Source organism: Erwinia sp. 009765445 (assembly GCF_058137865.1).
This window is the reverse complement of record NZ_JBYUWC010000012.1, coordinates 38,831-55,303: the sequence shown is the minus strand read 5'-3', so window position 1 is coordinate 55,303 and position 16,473 is coordinate 38,831. Positions and strand designations below refer to the sequence as shown.

13 protein-coding genes are annotated in these 16,473 nt (G+C 56.9%); 3 read left to right on the top strand and 10 right to left on the bottom strand.

What is annotated here, in order from left to right; translation table 11 throughout:
• The first annotated feature begins 15 nt into the window (after nucleotides 1-15).
• On the top strand, nucleotides 16-2,688 hold the full coding sequence (gene kdpD / locus AC3Y5R_RS14495) for a two-component system sensor histidine kinase KdpD (protein WP_489921931.1): 2,673 nt from the start codon (nucleotides 16-18) through the stop codon (nucleotides 2,686-2,688).
• Between the two features lie 45 nt (nucleotides 2,689-2,733).
• Here kdpD and AC3Y5R_RS14490 read toward each other — a convergent pair whose 3' ends face one another.
• The 7 genes from AC3Y5R_RS14490 to AC3Y5R_RS14460 all read right to left on the bottom strand — a co-directional run bounded on the left by AC3Y5R_RS14490 (nucleotide 2,734) and on the right by AC3Y5R_RS14460 (nucleotide 9,734).
• On the bottom strand, nucleotides 2,734-3,336 hold the full coding sequence (locus tag AC3Y5R_RS14490; RefSeq protein ID WP_489921930.1) for an alpha/beta hydrolase: 603 nt from the start codon (nucleotides 3,334-3,336) through the stop codon (nucleotides 2,734-2,736).
• A gap of 86 nt (nucleotides 3,337-3,422) precedes the next feature.
• Nucleotides 3,423-4,538: an ABC transporter ATP-binding protein gene (locus AC3Y5R_RS14485; RefSeq protein ID WP_489921929.1), complete on the bottom strand. Its 1,116-nt coding sequence runs from the start codon at nucleotides 4,536-4,538 to the stop codon at nucleotides 3,423-3,425.
• Nucleotides 4,539-4,559: 21 nt separating this feature from the next.
• Complete coding sequence (locus AC3Y5R_RS14480; RefSeq protein WP_489921928.1) at nucleotides 4,560-5,399, bottom strand: carbohydrate ABC transporter permease; 840 nt, start codon at nucleotides 5,397-5,399, stop codon at nucleotides 4,560-4,562.
• Nucleotides 5,389-6,297, bottom strand: coding sequence for a carbohydrate ABC transporter permease (locus AC3Y5R_RS14475; RefSeq protein ID WP_489921927.1), 909 nt, complete (start codon nucleotides 6,295-6,297; stop codon nucleotides 5,389-5,391). The genes AC3Y5R_RS14480 and AC3Y5R_RS14475 overlap by 11 nt, the downstream gene beginning before the upstream one ends.
• A gap of 9 nt (nucleotides 6,298-6,306) precedes the next feature.
• Complete coding sequence (locus AC3Y5R_RS14470; RefSeq protein WP_489921926.1) at nucleotides 6,307-7,557, bottom strand: extracellular solute-binding protein; 1,251 nt, start codon at nucleotides 7,555-7,557, stop codon at nucleotides 6,307-6,309.
• Nucleotides 7,558-7,776: 219 nt separating this feature from the next.
• On the bottom strand, nucleotides 7,777-8,712 hold the full coding sequence (locus tag AC3Y5R_RS14465) for an ROK family protein (RefSeq protein ID WP_489921925.1): 936 nt from the start codon (nucleotides 8,710-8,712) through the stop codon (nucleotides 7,777-7,779).
• Nucleotides 8,709-9,734: an SIS domain-containing protein gene (locus tag AC3Y5R_RS14460; RefSeq protein ID WP_489921924.1), complete on the bottom strand. Its 1,026-nt coding sequence runs from the start codon at nucleotides 9,732-9,734 to the stop codon at nucleotides 8,709-8,711. Before AC3Y5R_RS14460 ends, AC3Y5R_RS14465 begins: the two co-directional genes overlap by 4 nt.
• 193 nt (nucleotides 9,735-9,927) lie before the next feature.
• Here AC3Y5R_RS14460 and AC3Y5R_RS14455 point away from each other — a divergent pair, with 193 nt between their 5' ends.
• Complete coding sequence (locus AC3Y5R_RS14455) at nucleotides 9,928-10,698, top strand: DeoR/GlpR family DNA-binding transcription regulator (RefSeq protein WP_489921923.1); 771 nt, start codon at nucleotides 9,928-9,930, stop codon at nucleotides 10,696-10,698.
• 46 nt (nucleotides 10,699-10,744) lie between these two features.
• Nucleotides 10,745-12,577 carry an ABC transporter ATP-binding protein gene (locus AC3Y5R_RS14450; protein ID WP_489921922.1) on the top strand — a complete coding sequence of 611 codons (1,833 nt, stop codon included), beginning with the start codon at nucleotides 10,745-10,747 and terminating at the stop codon, nucleotides 12,575-12,577.
• Between the two features lie 77 nt (nucleotides 12,578-12,654).
• Here AC3Y5R_RS14450 and AC3Y5R_RS14445 read toward each other — a convergent pair whose 3' ends face one another.
• The 3 genes from AC3Y5R_RS14445 to AC3Y5R_RS14435 all read right to left on the bottom strand — a co-directional run bounded on the left by AC3Y5R_RS14445 (nucleotide 12,655) and on the right by AC3Y5R_RS14435 (nucleotide 16,433).
• Nucleotides 12,655-13,785 carry a GNAT family N-acetyltransferase gene (locus AC3Y5R_RS14445; protein WP_489921921.1) on the bottom strand — a complete coding sequence of 377 codons (1,131 nt, stop codon included), beginning with the start codon at nucleotides 13,783-13,785 and terminating at the stop codon, nucleotides 12,655-12,657.
• Nucleotides 13,786-13,931: 146 nt separating this feature from the next.
• The gene (locus AC3Y5R_RS14440; RefSeq protein WP_489921920.1) at nucleotides 13,932-15,299 is read right to left on the bottom strand and encodes an MFS transporter; all 1,368 of its coding nucleotides are present in this window, start codon (nucleotides 15,297-15,299) and stop codon (nucleotides 13,932-13,934) included.
• A 228-nt stretch (nucleotides 15,300-15,527) separates the two neighbouring features.
• On the bottom strand, nucleotides 15,528-16,433 hold the full coding sequence (locus tag AC3Y5R_RS14435; RefSeq protein WP_489921919.1) for a LysR family transcriptional regulator: 906 nt from the start codon (nucleotides 16,431-16,433) through the stop codon (nucleotides 15,528-15,530).
• Nucleotides 16,434-16,473: the final 40 nt, after the last annotated feature.

The following is a 16,473-nucleotide window of genomic DNA, read 5'->3' as shown; positions in this document are numbered from 1 at the left end:
TCAACAAGGACTCCGATGAACGATGAGATACAGCGCCCCGATCCGGATGCGCTGTTACTGCAGGCTGATGAGAGCGGTCGCGGCAAGCTGAAAATCTGGTTTGGTGCCTGTGCCGGCGTGGGAAAAACCTGGGCAATGCTGCAGGAAGCGCGACGCCTGCGTGAGCAGGGGCTGGAGGTGCTGATCGGCATCGTGGAGACCCACGGTCGTGAGGAAACGGCTGCGCTGCTGGACGGGCTGACCGTATTGCCACGGCGGGCAACCGGGCAGAACCGCCATCCGGAGTTTGATCTGGATGCCGCGCTGGCCCGACACCCTGCGGTGATTTTGATGGATGAGCTGGCGCACACCAACGCGCCCGGTTCACGCCATCCAAAACGCTGGCAGGATATTGAAGAGCTGCTGGATGCGGGCATCAACGTGATGACCACCGTTAACGTTCAGCATCTGGAAAGCCTGAACGATGTGGTCGGCGGCGTGACTGGTATCCGCGTGCGTGAGACCGTTCCCGCCCCCTTTTTTGATGCTGCTGATGAGGTGGTGCTGGTGGATTTGCCCGCCGACGACCTGCGCCAGCGCCTGAAAGAAGGCAAGGTCTATATTGGCGACCGGGCCGAACGCGCCATCGAAAACTTCTTCCGTAAGGGTAACCTTTTCGCGCTGCGTGAACTGGCGCTGCGCCGTACGGCTGACCGCGTCGATGAGCAGATGCGGGCCTGGCGCGACAGCCAGGGGCGTGAAAAAGTCTGGCACACGCGGGACGCAATCCTGCTGTGCATCGGCGAGAATACCGGCAGCGAAAAACTGGTCAGAACCGCAGCCCGTCTGGCAGCCCGTCTCGACAGCGTCTGGCACGCAGTTTACGTCGAAACGCCAAGGCTGCACCGCCTCTCTGAAGCCCGGCGGCGCGGCATTTTGCGCACCCTGCAACTGGCGCAGGAGCTGGGAGCTGAAACCGCCACGCTCTGTGATCCCAGCGAAGCAAACGCGGTGCTGCGTTACGCCCGTGAGCACAATCTGGGCAAAATCATTATTGGTCGCAGGCCCACCCGCCGCTGGAAGCGCGACAGCTTTGCCGATCGGCTGGGCCAGCTGGGGCCGGATCTGGATCTGGTGATTGTCGCTCTGGATGAGCCGGTCTCCCTGCCAGCCAGCCCGCTGTCAGACAACAGAGTATTGAGCGATAAATGGCGTATGAAGCTGAGAGGCTGCATCGCCGCAGTGCTGCTCTGTACGCTGGTCACTCTGCTGGGGCGCTGGGTGCTGCCCGGCGTCGACTCCGTCAATCTGGTGATGGTCTATCTGCTGGCCGTAGTGGTGGTAGCCCTGCGTTATGGTCGTCTGCCATCGGTGGTGGCAACGGTACTCAACATCATCGCCTTCGATCTGTTCTTTGTCTCACCCACCGGCACGATCGCCGTTTCAGACGTGCAGTATCTGGTGACCTTTGGGGTGATGCTCGCCGTCGGGGTGATTGTCGGAAACCTGACCGCCGGGGTGCGCTACCAGGCTCGTGTGGCCCGTTACCGTGAACAGCGGGCGCGGCATTTATATGAAATGGCCAGGACTCTCAGCCGGGCGCTGAGCCAGCAGGATATTGCTCAGGCTTTACCCCGCAGCCTGGACATCACGCTGCAGGCCAGAAGCGAGTTGATGCTGCCGGATGAGAACGGCGAGCTGGTGGCGACAGGAGAGTCCCGCCTGAGTGCCGTGCCTGACCGGGCGATTGCCCGCTGGAGTTTTGATAAGGGGCAGCCTGCCGGAGCCGGAACAGACACGCTACCGGCCGTGCCGTGGCAGATCATCCCGCTGAAAAGCGGCAGTGAGACGCTGGGGTTACTGGTGCTGGAGCCGTTAAACCTGCGTCAGTTGATGATCCCCGAGCAGCAACGGCTGGTGGAAACCTTCACCGTGCTGATAGCCAATGCGCTGGAACGTGTTGCACTTAGCCAGCGTGAAGCCGTTTCACGCCTGGCCGCCGAGCGTGAGCAGCTGCGTAATGCGCTGCTTTCTGCTCTTTCTCATGACCTGCGTACGCCGCTGACCGTACTGTTTGGTCAGTCAGAGATCCTGACGCTGGATCTGGTGAGCGAAGGCTCAAAACACGCCGTGCAGGCCAGTGCGATGCGCGAACAGACCCTGAATACCATCAGGCTGGTCAACAATCTGCTGGATATGGCGCGGCTGCAGTCCGGCGGTTTCAGCCTGCGGGCTGAGTGGATGGCGCTGGATGAGCTGATCGGCAGCACGCTGAGGATGATGGCCCCTTCGCTGGGCGGCCGCAAAATCGAACTGGATATGCCGGAGGATATGCTGCTGATCCACGTCGACGGGCCGCTGATGGAGCGGCTTCTGACCAACCTGCTGGAGAATGCGCAGAAATATGTTGGCCCGCAAGCGGCGATTGGTATCCGCGCCCGGACTCAGGCGCGGCAGTGGCTGACGATTGAAGTCTGGGACAGCGGCCCCGGGATTACGCAGGGCCAGGAACGACAGATTTTCGAGAAGTTTTCCCGTGGCAGCAAGGAGTCCGCCTTGCTGGGCGTCGGGCTGGGGTTGGCAATCTGCCAGGCGATTGTCGATATCCATGGCGGGAAGATCCATGCGGAAAACCGCCCGGAAGGCGGTGCCCGCTTTGTGATTACTCTGCCGATGAAAGAGCCACCGCTTATTGAGGAATATCAGTGACTTTTTATTCCGGAAATGCCGTTAAATGCGCTTAACGGTCAGTTATCAGGCCAGGCATTTACCGATAAACTCTGCGGCGCTGCGTGCGCCCTGAGCTGAGATAGTGTGCCCGACAGAGGGGGCAAACTGGGTGCTGACCACTACACCCAGCTCGCGCAGTTTCTCTGCCGCAATCTCGCTTTCGGCATAAGGGATTACGCTGTCGGCCATGCCGTGGATAATCATCACCGGGGTCTCCTTTGCGACGCTATAGGGCGCAGGCGAGGCTAAGCGACCGGAAAACGCAACCAGACCGGCTACCGGCCACCGCCCGGAAATCACGGCATCCAGGCCCATAATTGACCCCTGCGAGAAACCCACCAGAACCACTTTATCCAGCTGGTCCTGCATCTGATGTTCAGTCAGGATCGCATTGAGTTCCGCGTCGAAGGCATCGCGAGCCTCTTCAACCCGCTGCGCACGGTTGGCCGGAGTGACCCCTGCCACGCTGAACCACTGGTAGCCTGATCCGTGTTCAAACCGGAAAGGGGCATCAGGGCTGGCGAAGCTTACGCCGGGCAGATCGCCGGACCAGTGGGTGCCCAGACCGGCCAGATCGTCTCCGTTGCTGCCAACGCCGTGCAGTAAAATTACCACTCCTTTCGCCATGATGAGTCTCGCTTGCGGGTTACGGTATGCTGGCGGTTTGCCAGAGCCTGTACACTACACTGATTCCATTCTGATTATTATCCGGCTTAACTCGCAGACTTTATTTCTGTTTCGGAAGAAATAACCAGCCTTTCACCGTTCTGCACATCGAAAAGATGCAGTTTATCGGCGCTGATCCCCAGTGAAATTGGTTGCTCAGGCTCTGCGGCTACCCGTCCGGCGAACTGGACGTGCAACGGGAAGTCCTGCCACTCAACGTGCAGCAGGCTGGATTCTCCCGTCACCTCGATCAGTTTCACCCGCGCCTGCGGCAGATCGCTGGCCGCATTGAAAACAAAATCCTGTGCCCGGATGCCAACAATCACCGGCCTCTGGCCCTGCTGTGCGGCGGCCTGATGCCAGCGGGCGGGCAGGGCAAACCACAGGCCGTTGCACTGTACGCCAGGTATGCCCTGCCGGGTTTCCAGCTGGCCTTCCAGCAGATTCATCGGCGGCGAACCAATAAAGCGGGCGACGAAGGTATTCACCGGGTAGTCATAAATCTCCAGCGGTTTGCCCTGCTGGACGATCACGCCGTCGCGCATCACCACAATCTGATCCGCCAGCGTCATTGCCTCAACCTGATCGTGAGTCACGTAAACCATGGTGGTTTTGAAGCGCTGATGCAGGGCTTTAATTTCTGCCCGCAGCTCCATACGTAGCTGGGCATCAAGGTTGGAGAGCGGTTCGTCAAACAGAAAAACCTGTGGGTTGCGAACCATTGCGCGGCCCATTGCCACGCGCTGGCGCTGGCCACCCGACAGCGCACGGGGATAGCGGCTCAACAGCTTACTGATGCCTAAAATCTCCGCCACGCGGGCGATCTTGCTCTGCTGCTCTTCCCGCTTAACGCGCCGGACCTTCATATGGAAAGCCAGGTTTTCAGACACGGTCAGGTGGGGATATAGGGCGTAGCTCTGAAACACCATCGCGATATCCCGATCCGCCGGATCGAGATCGTTAATCTGCTTGTTATCCAGCAGGATCGCGCCGTCTGAGACGGTATCCAGCCCCGCCAGCAGGCGCAGCAGGGTGGATTTTCCGCAGCCGGAAGGGCCAACCAGCACGGTAAAACTGCCGTCGGGGATGGTGAGATTCAGCGGATTCAGCACCGTTTGTTTGCCATAACGCTTTGCCACGCCAGCCAGTTCTACACGAGCCATACATTCCTCTCTTAAATACGGTCAGCCTTTGCTGCCACCGCTGGCCAGTCCGCTGACCAGGCTTTTTTGCAGCCAGATGGCAATAAACAGCGGCGGCACGGAAGCCAGAATCCCAACGGCGGCAATCAGCCCGTCATCGGTGGCGCGTCCCGCAGTAAAACCGGCGATGGTCACCGGCAGCGTTTGTGCGCTGATATTGCTGGTAAACAGCAGCGCATAGAAGAATTCATCCCATGCCAGCAGCCAGCCGAACAGCGCGGAAGCACCCAGCACCGGTTTCGCCAGCGGCAGGGTGATGCGCAGCAGTACCTGCCAGAAGCGCAGCCCGTCCAGCCTTGCCGCCTGTTCGATATCCAGCGGCAGGGCGTCGAACTGGTTTTTCAGCATCCAGGTGAGGAAGGGCAGGATCAGCGAAAAGTAGACCAGCACCAGCCCCAGATGGGTGTTCAGCAGGCTGAGCTGAGTGAGGACAAAGTACAGCGGCAGCACGAACGCCACCGGCGGCACCATATAAATCGCCAGGCTGCCGTACAGCCAGCCGTCGCGGCCCGGATAGCGGGAGAAGCTGAACGCCGCAGGAATAGCCAGCAGGAGCGAAATCAGGGTGGCGCCACAGGCGACCAGAATACTGTTACCCAGCGCGTGCAGGAACAGCTCTCCGGGCTGGCCCGGCTCCAGCGAGACCAGTCGGGCATAACGGCTGAAATCCCACTGGCGCGGCAGCCACTCCAGCGGCACGCGGGTCAGATCGGTGTTGGAGCTGACGCTCATCAGAAACAGCCACAGCATCGGGCCGATAATGCTGATCGCCACCAACAGGGCCGCCAGATAGCGGAAGAAGGTGCGAATATTACGTTTCATTGGTGGTACTCCTGCGGCGCTGACGCCAGACCATCGCCATGTAAATAGCGATTAATATGCTGCACATCAGCGTCATCAGGATGGCATAGGCTGCTCCGCTGCCGGCCCGCAGGTAGCTGAACGACTCCTGGTAGACGTAAAAGCTGAGGGTTTTAGTGCTGTCCACCGGGCCGCCGCGCGTCATCACGTAGATGATGTCGAAGATTTTAAAGGCGTCGATGGTGCGCAGAACCAGCGCCACGCTCAGCGGCCCGACAATTGCCGGGAAGGTAATTGCGCGGAAGCGGCGGAACGCGGAAGCGCCGTCCAGCCTGGCAGCCTCGAACAGATCCTCCGGAATTGATTGCAGTGCCGCCAGCACCAGTAAGGTCACCAGCGGGTAGTTTTTCCACACGTCAGCCAGCATGACGGCGTTCAACGCGGAATCCGGCGAGCCGAGCCAGCTGCGGTAGCCATCAATAATCCCCAACTGAGTGAGCAGGGCATTGATGCTGCCGTAGTCAGGGTTGAAGTTCAGTCGCCACATCATCGCATTGACAATGGTAGGCAGTGCCCAGGGCAGGATCACCAGCACCCGAAGCACGCTGCGACCGTAAAATTTCTGGTTAAGCAGCAGCGCAACCAGCACGCCGATAATGCCTTCCAGCGCCACCGACAGTATGGTGAAGTAAAGGGTGCGGAGCAGGGAAGAAAGAAAGTCCGGATCGGTCAGGGCGTAAAGATAGTTCTCCACCCCGACGTAGTTAATGGTGCCGCCGTTACTGATTAAAGCGGCATCGGTAAAGCTGAGCCAGATAGTGCGCAGCAGGGGCCAGGCGGTCAGCATCCCCATGACGATCAGCATGGGAGCCAGGAGCACCCATGCCTGACGCTGCTCGCGTTGTGGCAAACTGAGCATCAATACCCCTTAGTGCAGACGTTGGGCGCTTTTGGTCACGGCTTCCATGGCGGATTCCGGCATCTGCTGACCTTGCAGCACCTGCTGGAGCTGCTGTTGCAGGGTGTTGGACAAACGGGAATAGTCAGCGGTGATCGGACGCATCAGCATCACATTCAGCGCTGGTTTCGCCGCGGCAATCAGCGGTTCCTGACCTTTCTGCACGGCAGGATCGTCATAGGACGATTTCCATATCGGCAGGCTCAGACGGGCATATTTGTTCTGCACCGGCTGTGAAGTCAGGTAGCGGATATACTGCCACGACTCGTCAGGATGGCTGCTGGTCTGCGTCACGCCAAGCCCCATTGAACCGTTCATCGCGGCCACTTCGCCCGGTTTTTCAGACGGAGCAGGTACGATGCCCACGTCACCCGCCACTTTGCTCTGCTTCGGATCGTTAGCCATGTTGTACATGTAGGTCCAGTTCAGTGCGAAGGCCGCATCGCCGTTAGAGAAGACTTTGCGCACGTCCTCTTCCAGATACTCACGGGAGTTCGGGTTCGTGACGCCTTTATCCAGCGAGGTCTTCATGTAATCAACGGCTTTGACTGAGCCGGCATCGCTGAAGTTCAGCTTGCCGTCTTTATAGAACTGTCCGCCAAAGGCCGATACCAGAGTGGTGTAGTCACACACCAGCGCTTCAGCCTGTGACCAGCTCCAGACCAGCGGGTATTTGACGATGCCTTTCTCTTTCAGGATCTGCGACTGTTCCATCACCTGTTCCCAGGTTTTTGGCGGGTTGGCAATCCCGGCTTTAGCCAGCATCGCTTTGTTGTAATAGAGATATTTGGTATCGAGGATCCACGGCATTCCCCACTGTTTGTTGTTCCAGCTTACGGTGCTCCAGGCGCCGTCAAACACTTTGGCTTTTTCATCCGGCGTGATCTGGCTGGTGATATCTTTCAGCATGTTGAATTTGCTGAATTCAGCGGGCCACATATCATCGAACAGCACCACATCGTAACCGTTGCTGCCTGCACCGCGAGCAGCGACGATTTTATCGTGCAGCGCTTCATAAGGAACGAATTCCAGATTGACGGTGATATCCGGATGGGCTTTTTCGAAATCGCTGGTCATGGCGCGCACATCGCTTTCGCTGTAGGCGGCCTGTGACATAAACAGAGCGTTGATTTGCGTTTTGGCTGAGGCCATCCCGGAGGCGCTCACTGCCAACAGGGTCAGTAAATAACCGGTAAAGCGGGGGGTAAATCGACTCGTCATACAAACTCTCCGTTATGATACATAAGAAGCGATTGATAAGTGATATTAAGGTCAGCAAAACGCCTGGACCCACCGTAAATTAAATGGGCCAGGCTTGAATTGACAGCACTTTCTTATTTTATAACGTACGGTTGGCGGGTTCCCCTGGGTGTTGGCTGTATTGCTGCCCCCGGCACGCCCGCCGCGTGACCTGGAGATATTAATCAGATTATTTACTGTTTATGGCTGGCGGGTTCCCCGTAATGTTGGCAGTATCGCCGCCCCCAGCGCGCCCGCCGCGTCGCCAAGAGTTGAATGTGTAATTTTGCGGTTGACGGCGTAGCCGCCAGCGCGGATCAGTGCGGCATCCAGGCCCGATTGATAAAGAGGAAGCAGAGCGGCTGCGCTGCCGCTTAATACGGTGATATCCGGGCCATAAAGCGTCAGCAGCGTGTTCAGGCCGCGTCCGACAATCTGACCGTAATTGTGCATGATCTCCGCCACGCGAGGGCGGGCTGCGACCATTTCACTCAGCACTGAGAAGGTGCTGGTACCCCACTGCAAATCCGGGATCTCCTTATGCAGCGCCTGCTGTAGTCGAGTCCGTGACGCCAGCATCTCCCAGCACCCCTGTAAACCGCAGTAGCAGATAACCGGGTCGGAAGAGACCGGGATGTGTCCGGCTTCCGGATGCTTACCGCCAAACGTTCTGAATGGCTGCCCCTTATCCAGCACTGCCACGCCGATGCCGGTTCCGAGCGTCACCATCATCATGCGCTCACTTTCCCGGCCCGCGCCAAGGTGATATTCCCCCAGCGCAGCCACAACAGCATCGTTGTCGATCGCTACCGGCACCGCCAGCAGTTCCCGCAGCTGTGAAACCAGTGGGAAATAAGAGAAACAGGCCAGCGTGTCGTCGTTTTCAATAATTTCCGTGGTGTTATTAACCGGCCCGCTGGCACCAATGCCGAGACTGGTCAGGGAGCTCCCTGCCGGTAACAGGTGGCAAATTTTATCCACCAGAGCTTTGGCGCGCAGAACCGAGGGCAGGGTGGCGAACCAGGCTGAAGGAACGGTCTCACTTGCAATTTCCTGTTCGCCGTCCAGCAAAATAATCCGGGTGCCAGTGCCCCCTATATCAATGCCTGCGCGAAGAGAAAGTGCATGTGTTGTCATATTTTTACCGTTATCTTTTTGCCATAAAGGAATTCGCCAGGCACCATCCCGTTACCACGAGCAAGAGTCACGGTCAGGTGCTGCACCCAGAGCATAGCGCAGAGCAAACGGATCAGTGGAGATTCCCCTGGTGTTGGCAATTGTTGACTGCCGGAGTAAACCACTGGTCCTACGGTAATGACTTCGGTTCCGTTGTCAGCCAGATCGCAGGCCAGCGTCTGCAGCGTAATGTCGCTGCCGTCGCCGAACAGTAAAGCCAGCATGCCTTCCCCTGAAGTCTCCATCGGGCCATGGCGGAATTCACCGCCGACGAACCCTTCCGCACTTATTTTTGAGGCTTCTTTAACGATCAGTGCGCCTGTCAGAGCCGTTGCAGCATCGGCTCCCATGCCGATCAGCGCCACCCGAGGTTTAGCATGGGTGAAAAGCCGATCGGTTAACGCCTGTACCGGCGCGCGGTTTTTAATGATTTCCGCGACTTCCGGCAGCACGGCACTTACCCTGGTAACTAATGGTGTTTCATCCTGCCCGGTCAGGGCATAAAGCGTACGATAACTGGCGACCAGCGTGTTCAGGTAGCTTTTTGCGCTGACGGTTGATTCTTCGCCACTCTTAAGCTCTACTAAAATATTTGCCCGTTTTGCCAGCAGGCTCTGCGCATCGTTGGTGACGCCAATCAGCGTTTTCGCTGTCCGGATGTTTTCCAGCATTGCGACAATTTCACCGCTCATGCCAGACTGCGAAGTCACCCACAATAAGGTCTGCTTTGTGACCAGTTCAGGCATATCCAGTAAGCGGCCTGCATCAATGCGCCAGACCGCGAAACCCCTTGCAACCAGCTCTCTTTCGATGGGGATCAGCGCATAATCTGAAGAACCCATTCCGGCCAGCACGATGCGATCGTACTGAGTAAGGTCGAGCGCATTCAGTGCTTCTGGCAGGGAGTAGTTCAATTGATCGCTCAGCGAGCCGATCTGCTGTTCTAACTCTTTCTCGTAAGCGCTGAAGGGGGTAGCCGTCATGGGTCGTTTTCTCTTTAAAGATAAATGTTCCTGATGTGATTAAACATATATGCACGAAATCGTGCAGTCAATGCTCATATTCGGGCTGTTTATTAATTTTTTGCGCAAATAAAGCCCGTTAAAGGTGACATGCAGGCGGATGTAAGCCACTATATGCATGAAAACGTGCAATTATAGACTCAAGGAATGCAGGATGAGGGCGGCACAGCGCAGATCGCAAATAGTAGAAATGATCGCAGAAAAAGGGTATCTGAACGCAGCTGAGCTGTCAGAGATCTTTGGAGTGGACAGCTCCACTATCCGGCGTGACTTCTCTTTGCTGGAAAAAACCGGTAGAGTGATGCGTACGCATGGTGGGTTGCTGCCTGCTGAAACGGAGGGCGGTTTCGATACGCCTTATAACGTGCGGCTGCAGATGAACGCTTCTGCCAAAACCGCCATCGCCCGCTACGCTGCCAGCCTGGTGAAGGACGGGCAGTCGCTGATCCTTGATAACGGTTCCAGCGTTTATGAGTTAGCACTGGCGCTGAAAGACAAAAGAAACCTGACTGTTGTCACCAATGATATTTTTTGCGCGATGGCGCTGGGCAATCACCCTGGCATCACGGTACATGTGGCTGGCGGGATGATGCTGGATAAGGTTTATACCCTTGTCGGGCAGGAGACGGTCGATAAGATCAATAGCGTCCATGTTGACTGGGCGTTTCTCGGCTCTGAAGGTGTGCATTTCGAAAACGGCATCACCAATATCAATACCATCGAAATTCCGGTTAAGCAGGCGATGATCAAATCGGCTGAGAAAACTGTGGTGCTGGCCGACAGCAGCAAGATGGGTTATCGCGCGCTGGCGCATGTATGCCCGCTCAGCGATATCAGCATGATCATCACCGAAGAGTCTCCCAATCTGAAGCAGCGCAGCAAATATGGCCCACGGCTGGTGGTGGTCGAGCCGGATAAAGAGTAGCTTTTGGGCTAAAATCACTTCTTTAAGCCAGTAAAGTGAGCCTTAAATGCTGTATCGCCGCTTTGAACGACTGATTGATATTTTCCAGGATGCGCCCAGCAACACACCGCCTGACGGCGTCTGGGCTTTTTACGTTTATTACCTGCGCCAGGTCTGGCAAAGTTTCGCCATGTTACTGGTGGTCGGGCTGATTGGGTCACTGATTGAGGTGGCGCTGTTCCGCTACCTCAGCACCATTATTGATATGGTGAATGGCACGCCTGCCGCCACTTTCTTTCGCGATCATGCCGCCGAGCTGATCTGGATGGTGGTGGTGGCGCTGGTGCTGCGGCCGATTTTCATCGGCCTGCACGACCTGCTGGTACACCAGACCATCAACCCCGGCATGACCAGTATGATCCGCTGGCAGAACCACAACTACGTTCTGCGCCAGAGCCTGAACTTCTTCCAGAACGATTTTGCCGGGCGCATTGCCCAGCGCATTATGCAAACCGGGAACGCCCTGCGTGACTCATCCGTTCAGGCGGTGGATGCGCTGTGGCACGTGCTGATTTATGCCATCACTTCGCTGGTGCTGTTCGCCGAGGCTGACTGGAGGCTGATGATCCCACTGCTGTTGTGGATTGCGGGCTACATTATCAGCCTGAAATATTTTGTGCCGCGGGTGAAATCCCGCTCTGTGGCTTCTTCCGATGCGCGATCTAAATTGATGGGGACCATCGTTGATGGTTACACCAACATCACCACGCTTAAATTGTTCGCCCACAGCGATCTGGAACGAGCCTATGCCCGTGAGGCGATAGGCGATCAGACCGATAAAAGTCGCCAGCAGGGCCGTATGGTTACCAATATGGATGTGGCGATCACCACGCTGAACGGACTGCTGATTGTGGGGACCACCGGCCTGGCGCTGTGGCTGTGGACGCAGTCGCTGATCAGCGTGGGTGCCATCGCTCTGGCTACCGGTCTGGTAATCCGCATCGTGAACATGTCCGGCTGGATCATGTGGGTGGTAAACGGCATTTTTGAAAATATCGGGATGGTGCAGGATGGCCTGCAAACTATCGCTCAGCCCGTGAGCGTAACCGATAAACCGCAGGCTCCGGCGCTGAAAGTCCACAGCGGTGAGATCCGCTACGAAGACGTAAACTTCAATTACGGCAAAGATCGCCGGGTCATTGAGAATTTGCAGCTGACCATCCGTCCGGGAGAGAAAATCGGGCTGATTGGCCCTTCCGGAGCGGGAAAATCTACCCTGGTGAACCTGCTGCTACGCCTGTATGACCTGAACGGCGGCCGGATCGTGATTGACGGTCAGGATATCGCCCTGGTCAGCCAGGAGAGTCTGCGTGCGCAAATCGGGATGATCACCCAGGATACCTCGCTGCTGCACCGTTCCATCCGCGATAATCTACTGTATGGTCGCCCCAATGCCACCGAAGAGGAGCTGCAGCTGGCGATCCATCGTGCCAAAGCCGATGAGTTTATCCCGATGCTCTCTGACCCTCAGGACCGCTATGGTCTGGATGCGCATGTTGGTGAGCGTGGGGTGAAGCTTTCTGGTGGTCAGCGCCAGCGTATCGCGATTGCCAGAGTGTTGCTGAAGGATGCCCCGATCCTGATTATGGATGAGGCCACGTCGGCGCTGGACTCAGAGGTGGAAGCGGCGATCCAGGAGAGCCTGGAAACGCTGATGGAAGGCAAAACGGTCATCGCCATTGCGCACCGGCTGTCGACCATTGCCAAAATGGACCGCTTAGTCGTGCTGCAGAACGGCCGGATTGCCGAGATGGGCAGCCATGCAGAGCTGCTGGCGAAAGGTGGACTCTATGCCCGCCTGTGGCAACATCAGACCGGTGGTTTTGTCGGCGAATATTGATCCGCCTGCGTGGAGAGCGCAGGCCATTACGTCAGAAGCAAACTGTCGGACTCGCGCCGTTGCAGGCGCGGGTCCAGTCAAACGCCCTCATTACGCCGGAAGGGCAGTGATTCCCGTGCTTCTTCTGCCCATGCCAGCACACCTTCCCGTTCCTGTTGCAGGTAATCCTTCACTGCTTCATGCAGCCCTTCATGCCGCAAATAGTGCCAGGACTGGGTAATGGTCGGCTCAAAGCCCCGCACCAGCTTGTGTTCGCCCTGTGCGCCTGCATCAAACCGCTGCAGGCCATTGGCAATGGCGTAATCCATTCCCTGGTAGAAGCAGGTTTCGAAATGCAGGCGGTTAAATTCTTCCAGGCATCCCCAGTAGCGGCCATAGAAGGTATTGCCATCCACCAGGCTGAACGCCATCGCGGCGGCCAGACCGTTTTGCGTCGCCAGTACCACGCGGATCGCCTCCGGCATTCTCTCCGCCAGCAGGCTGAAGAACTGGCGCGTCAGATAGGGGCGCTGGCCGCGAACGGCATAGGTGTTGGCATAGCAGGCATAAACGAAGTCCCAGTGAGCTTCCGTCAACTGATGCCCCGCCAGCCACTCAAACTCAAAACCCTGGCTGGCGACCAACTCGCGCTCTTTGCGGATCTGCTTGCGCTTGCGCGACATCAACGTATCGAGGAAGTCCTGGAAATCCCGGTAGCCGGGATTGTGCCAGTGGTACTGGCAGCCAAGACGATGCAGCCAGCGAGGCTGGCTGGCCAGTAGCTCCGCAGTCGGAGCATTGCCGAAGTTGATATGCGCACTGTACAACTGCTGCTCCTGCAGAAAGCCCGGAATGCTCAGCAGCAGCTTTAGTGCCGCATCAGGCTCACCCAGTAAACGCGCTCCGGTTACCGGGTTGAAGGGAACGGCGGCCAGCCATTTGGGGTAGTAAGGCACACCGGCCCGCAGGCAGGCATCAGCCCAGGCATGGTCAAACACGTACTCGCCCATTGAGTGGGTTTTGCGGTAGCCCGGCAAGGCTGCACGAGCTTCGCCATTTTCCATCCACAGCAGATGTTGTGGCTGCCAGCCGGTACCTTTGCCCAGGCAGCCGCTCTCTTCCAGCGTGCTGAGAAAGGCGTGGCGGAGAAAGGGCTGATCGTCAGGGGTGAGGGCATCCCACTGACTGGCGGGGAGATCGGCCAGCTGCGTCAGAAGGGTTATTGACATCGATGCACTCCGTCTTCATACCGGTACGGCGGCCCGTACCTGGTGAATCATGAAGAGCTAAAGTGACGGTTTTGCGCGCGAAGATCAACGTCTTCTGCCGCCACCGCACGGGGCGTTAAAGCCGGGCGGTGGCGGGTTAAGCCTGATTAGCGTGCACGCTGCGGCAGCTGATAGCCAACCTCGTCTTCGGGCGTTTCGCCGCCGACGCGCACAATTGGCCCCATGATAAACAGGAAACAGGCTGCTGCGACCACGCAGTGTGCGCCAACAAATACGAGACCCACACTGTAGCCGCCGGTCAGCGCGACCAGATAGCCGAAGATAACAGGCGTCACTATTCCGGCAATATTACCGACGCAGTTAAATATCGCTCCGGCCAGGCCAACGGCTTCTTTTGGTGCGGTATCGCTGATAATGGCCCAGGTCCCTGCACCTGCCGCAATCCCCTTGCCATAAAAAGCAAAAGACATGATCGCAATGACCCAGAAATTACTGTTGGCAACGGCTGCAGCTATTAAGGTGGCAGCCATCAGCATGCCGACAATATAAGGTGTTTTACGTGCCCACGAGACTGACCATCCGGTGCGGATCAGGTAGTCGGAAATAACTCCCCCAGAGATGCCACCGGCAAAACCAAACAGCGCAGGGGCGACGGTGGCAAATCCGGCGTGAAGGATATCCATTCCCCGCGCCTGGACCAGATAGATAGGGAACCAGGTGATAAAGAAATAACTCAGCGCGATAGTGCAGTACTGGCCAATATAGGCGCACCACAGCATCCGGTTCGTTAACAGCTTGTGGAAAGTTTCACGGGAAAGGCGTGATTTATCTTTTCTCTGCACGGCGGAATCAATATCAATCAGGCCGCCGCCTTCAACAATATGATTCAGCTCGTTCGGAGTAACGCCACGGTGCTGACGCGGTTCCTGCATGTACCAGAGCCATGCGCAGAAGGCGACGATACCGATCATACCGAGCACAAAAAACGGCCACGGCCAGCCAAACTCTGAGACCAGCCAGCCGGAAAGCGGAGAGAAAATTCCCACGGCAAAATATTGAGAAGAGGCAAAGAGCGAAGAGGCGCGCCCGCGTTCGGCTTTCGGGAACCACATAATGGCGATGCGGGCATTGGCCGGAAAGCTGGGCGCTTCTATTAATCCCAGAGTGAAGCGCAGAGTAAACATAATGACCAGCGCGCTGGTGATACCCGTGGCAAATTCTCCGACAAAGCCCATCGCTAATGTTGAAAGTGACCATAGCACCAGCGTCACGCCATACACTTTTTTTGTGCCGAAGCGGTCAAGAAATAAACCGCCGGGGATCTGGCCGATTACATATGCCCAGCTGAAAGCTGAAAGAACAAAGCCGAGTTGAAGGGGTGAAAGGCCGAATTCATCCTTAATCGCTCCACCGGCTATCGAGAGAATAGAACGATCCGCATAGGCGATGACGGAGAGAAATAATATCAGCATTAATATCCACACGCGGACGTGCGAGCTGTTTTTTACAGTCATAATAATTAACCTTCTGCTGCTGATAAGCGGGGTTTCTTCAACTATAGGAGGGCGTTTCAGGGCGGGTCATTGTGCTGATGTCGAAATTACGGGCGTATTTTCGCGATGAATTCAGCAAGAGTCACAAGGCTGGTTGAAGCGGTTCACATTTCCGCCGCAGGCCGGTCCGCTGGCGAAAAAGCTTATCCGGAATGTGCTCTGCATCCGGTTTTCCCGTCGCAGAGTCTTCTATGAGACAGGGTCGATCATCATCGGTGCGGCCTGACACAGCACGTTGTAAAACCATGTTTTGGCAGTGATATCCCCAATCTCCGTGTGAGCGTACAGAAAAACTTCCGGGTTAGGCACGTTGAAAGGCAGCTCAAGGATGCGGCCATTGCCACGCCTGACGTAGATGCTGGCAGCGTTGAAAGGCAGCGTCACCAGCAGTTCACTGGAGGCGATCAGCTCACCCAATGCGGCAAAGTGAGGCACTTCCACCACAATATCCCGCTCCAGCCCGAACTCCTTCAGGCGATCTTCCACAATATGGTGGCCGCTGGTGGCTGAGACGACCACATGCTGCTCATGCATATAGTCGTCCATCGTCAGCTTATCGCCAATGCGCGGATGGTTACTGTTCAGCAGGCAGACGTAGCGTTGATACATAATCAGCTCGCGTTGGGCGGAGGAGACCGTCTCGTTGCGGTTACAGATGGCCGCATCAATCCTGCCGGTCAGCAGCCACTCATCCAGTTTTTGCATATCCACCGGGAGCACTTCCAGCTGGACGTTAGGGGCGACCTGTCGAAGATGCGTGACCAGGCGTGGCAGTAACAGCAGCTCGCCCAAGTCGGAAAGGGCCAGGCGAAATTTATGGCGCGCGGTTTCGGGTTTGAAATTGCGGGTTTCAGCCACGGCCAGCTCAATGCCGGTCAGGGATTTTTTAAACACCTTATACAGTTGAACGGCTGTCGGCGTGGGTTCCATTCCTTTACGGCTGCGCTTGAACAGTTCGTCGTTTGTTTCATTGCGCAGCCGCGCCAGCGCATAGCTTGCAGAGGGCTGAGTGATAAATAGCCGGTCTGCTGCTCCGCTGACGCTGCGGGTCTCATAGATGGCGGTAAACACGCGGACCAGATTGAGATCTAACATGGCTGCCCTCGATAGGGGGTATCTATATATATGATTCTGA

Excerpts from the sequence above, each read along its gene's own strand:
- kdpD (WP_489921931.1), top strand. The coding sequence starts at position 16 with ATGAACGATGAGATACAGCGCCCCGATCCGGATGCGCTGTTACTGCAG.
- AC3Y5R_RS14470 (WP_489921926.1), bottom strand. The coding sequence starts at position 7,557 with ATGACGAGTCGATTTACCCCCCGCTTTACCGGTTATTTACTGACCCTG.
- AC3Y5R_RS14475 (WP_489921927.1), bottom strand. The coding sequence starts at position 6,297 with ATGCTCAGTTTGCCACAACGCGAGCAGCGTCAGGCATGGGTGCTCCTG.
- AC3Y5R_RS14490 (WP_489921930.1), bottom strand. The coding sequence starts at position 3,336 with ATGGCGAAAGGAGTGGTAATTTTACTGCACGGCGTTGGCAGCAACGGA.
- AC3Y5R_RS14465 (WP_489921925.1), bottom strand. The coding sequence starts at position 8,712 with ATGACAACACATGCACTTTCTCTTCGCGCAGGCATTGATATAGGGGGC.
- AC3Y5R_RS14450 (WP_489921922.1), top strand. The coding sequence starts at position 10,745 with ATGCTGTATCGCCGCTTTGAACGACTGATTGATATTTTCCAGGATGCG.
- AC3Y5R_RS14460 (WP_489921924.1), bottom strand. The coding sequence starts at position 9,734 with ATGACGGCTACCCCCTTCAGCGCTTACGAGAAAGAGTTAGAACAGCAG.
- AC3Y5R_RS14480 (WP_489921928.1), bottom strand. The coding sequence starts at position 5,399 with ATGAAACGTAATATTCGCACCTTCTTCCGCTATCTGGCGGCCCTGTTG.
- AC3Y5R_RS14440 (WP_489921920.1), bottom strand. The coding sequence starts at position 15,299 with ATGACTGTAAAAAACAGCTCGCACGTCCGCGTGTGGATATTAATGCTG.
- AC3Y5R_RS14435 (WP_489921919.1), bottom strand. The coding sequence starts at position 16,433 with ATGTTAGATCTCAATCTGGTCCGCGTGTTTACCGCCATCTATGAGACC.
- AC3Y5R_RS14485 (WP_489921929.1), bottom strand. The coding sequence starts at position 4,538 with ATGGCTCGTGTAGAACTGGCTGGCGTGGCAAAGCGTTATGGCAAACAA.
- AC3Y5R_RS14445 (WP_489921921.1), bottom strand. The coding sequence starts at position 13,785 with ATGTCAATAACCCTTCTGACGCAGCTGGCCGATCTCCCCGCCAGTCAG.
- AC3Y5R_RS14455 (WP_489921923.1), top strand. The coding sequence starts at position 9,928 with ATGAGGGCGGCACAGCGCAGATCGCAAATAGTAGAAATGATCGCAGAA.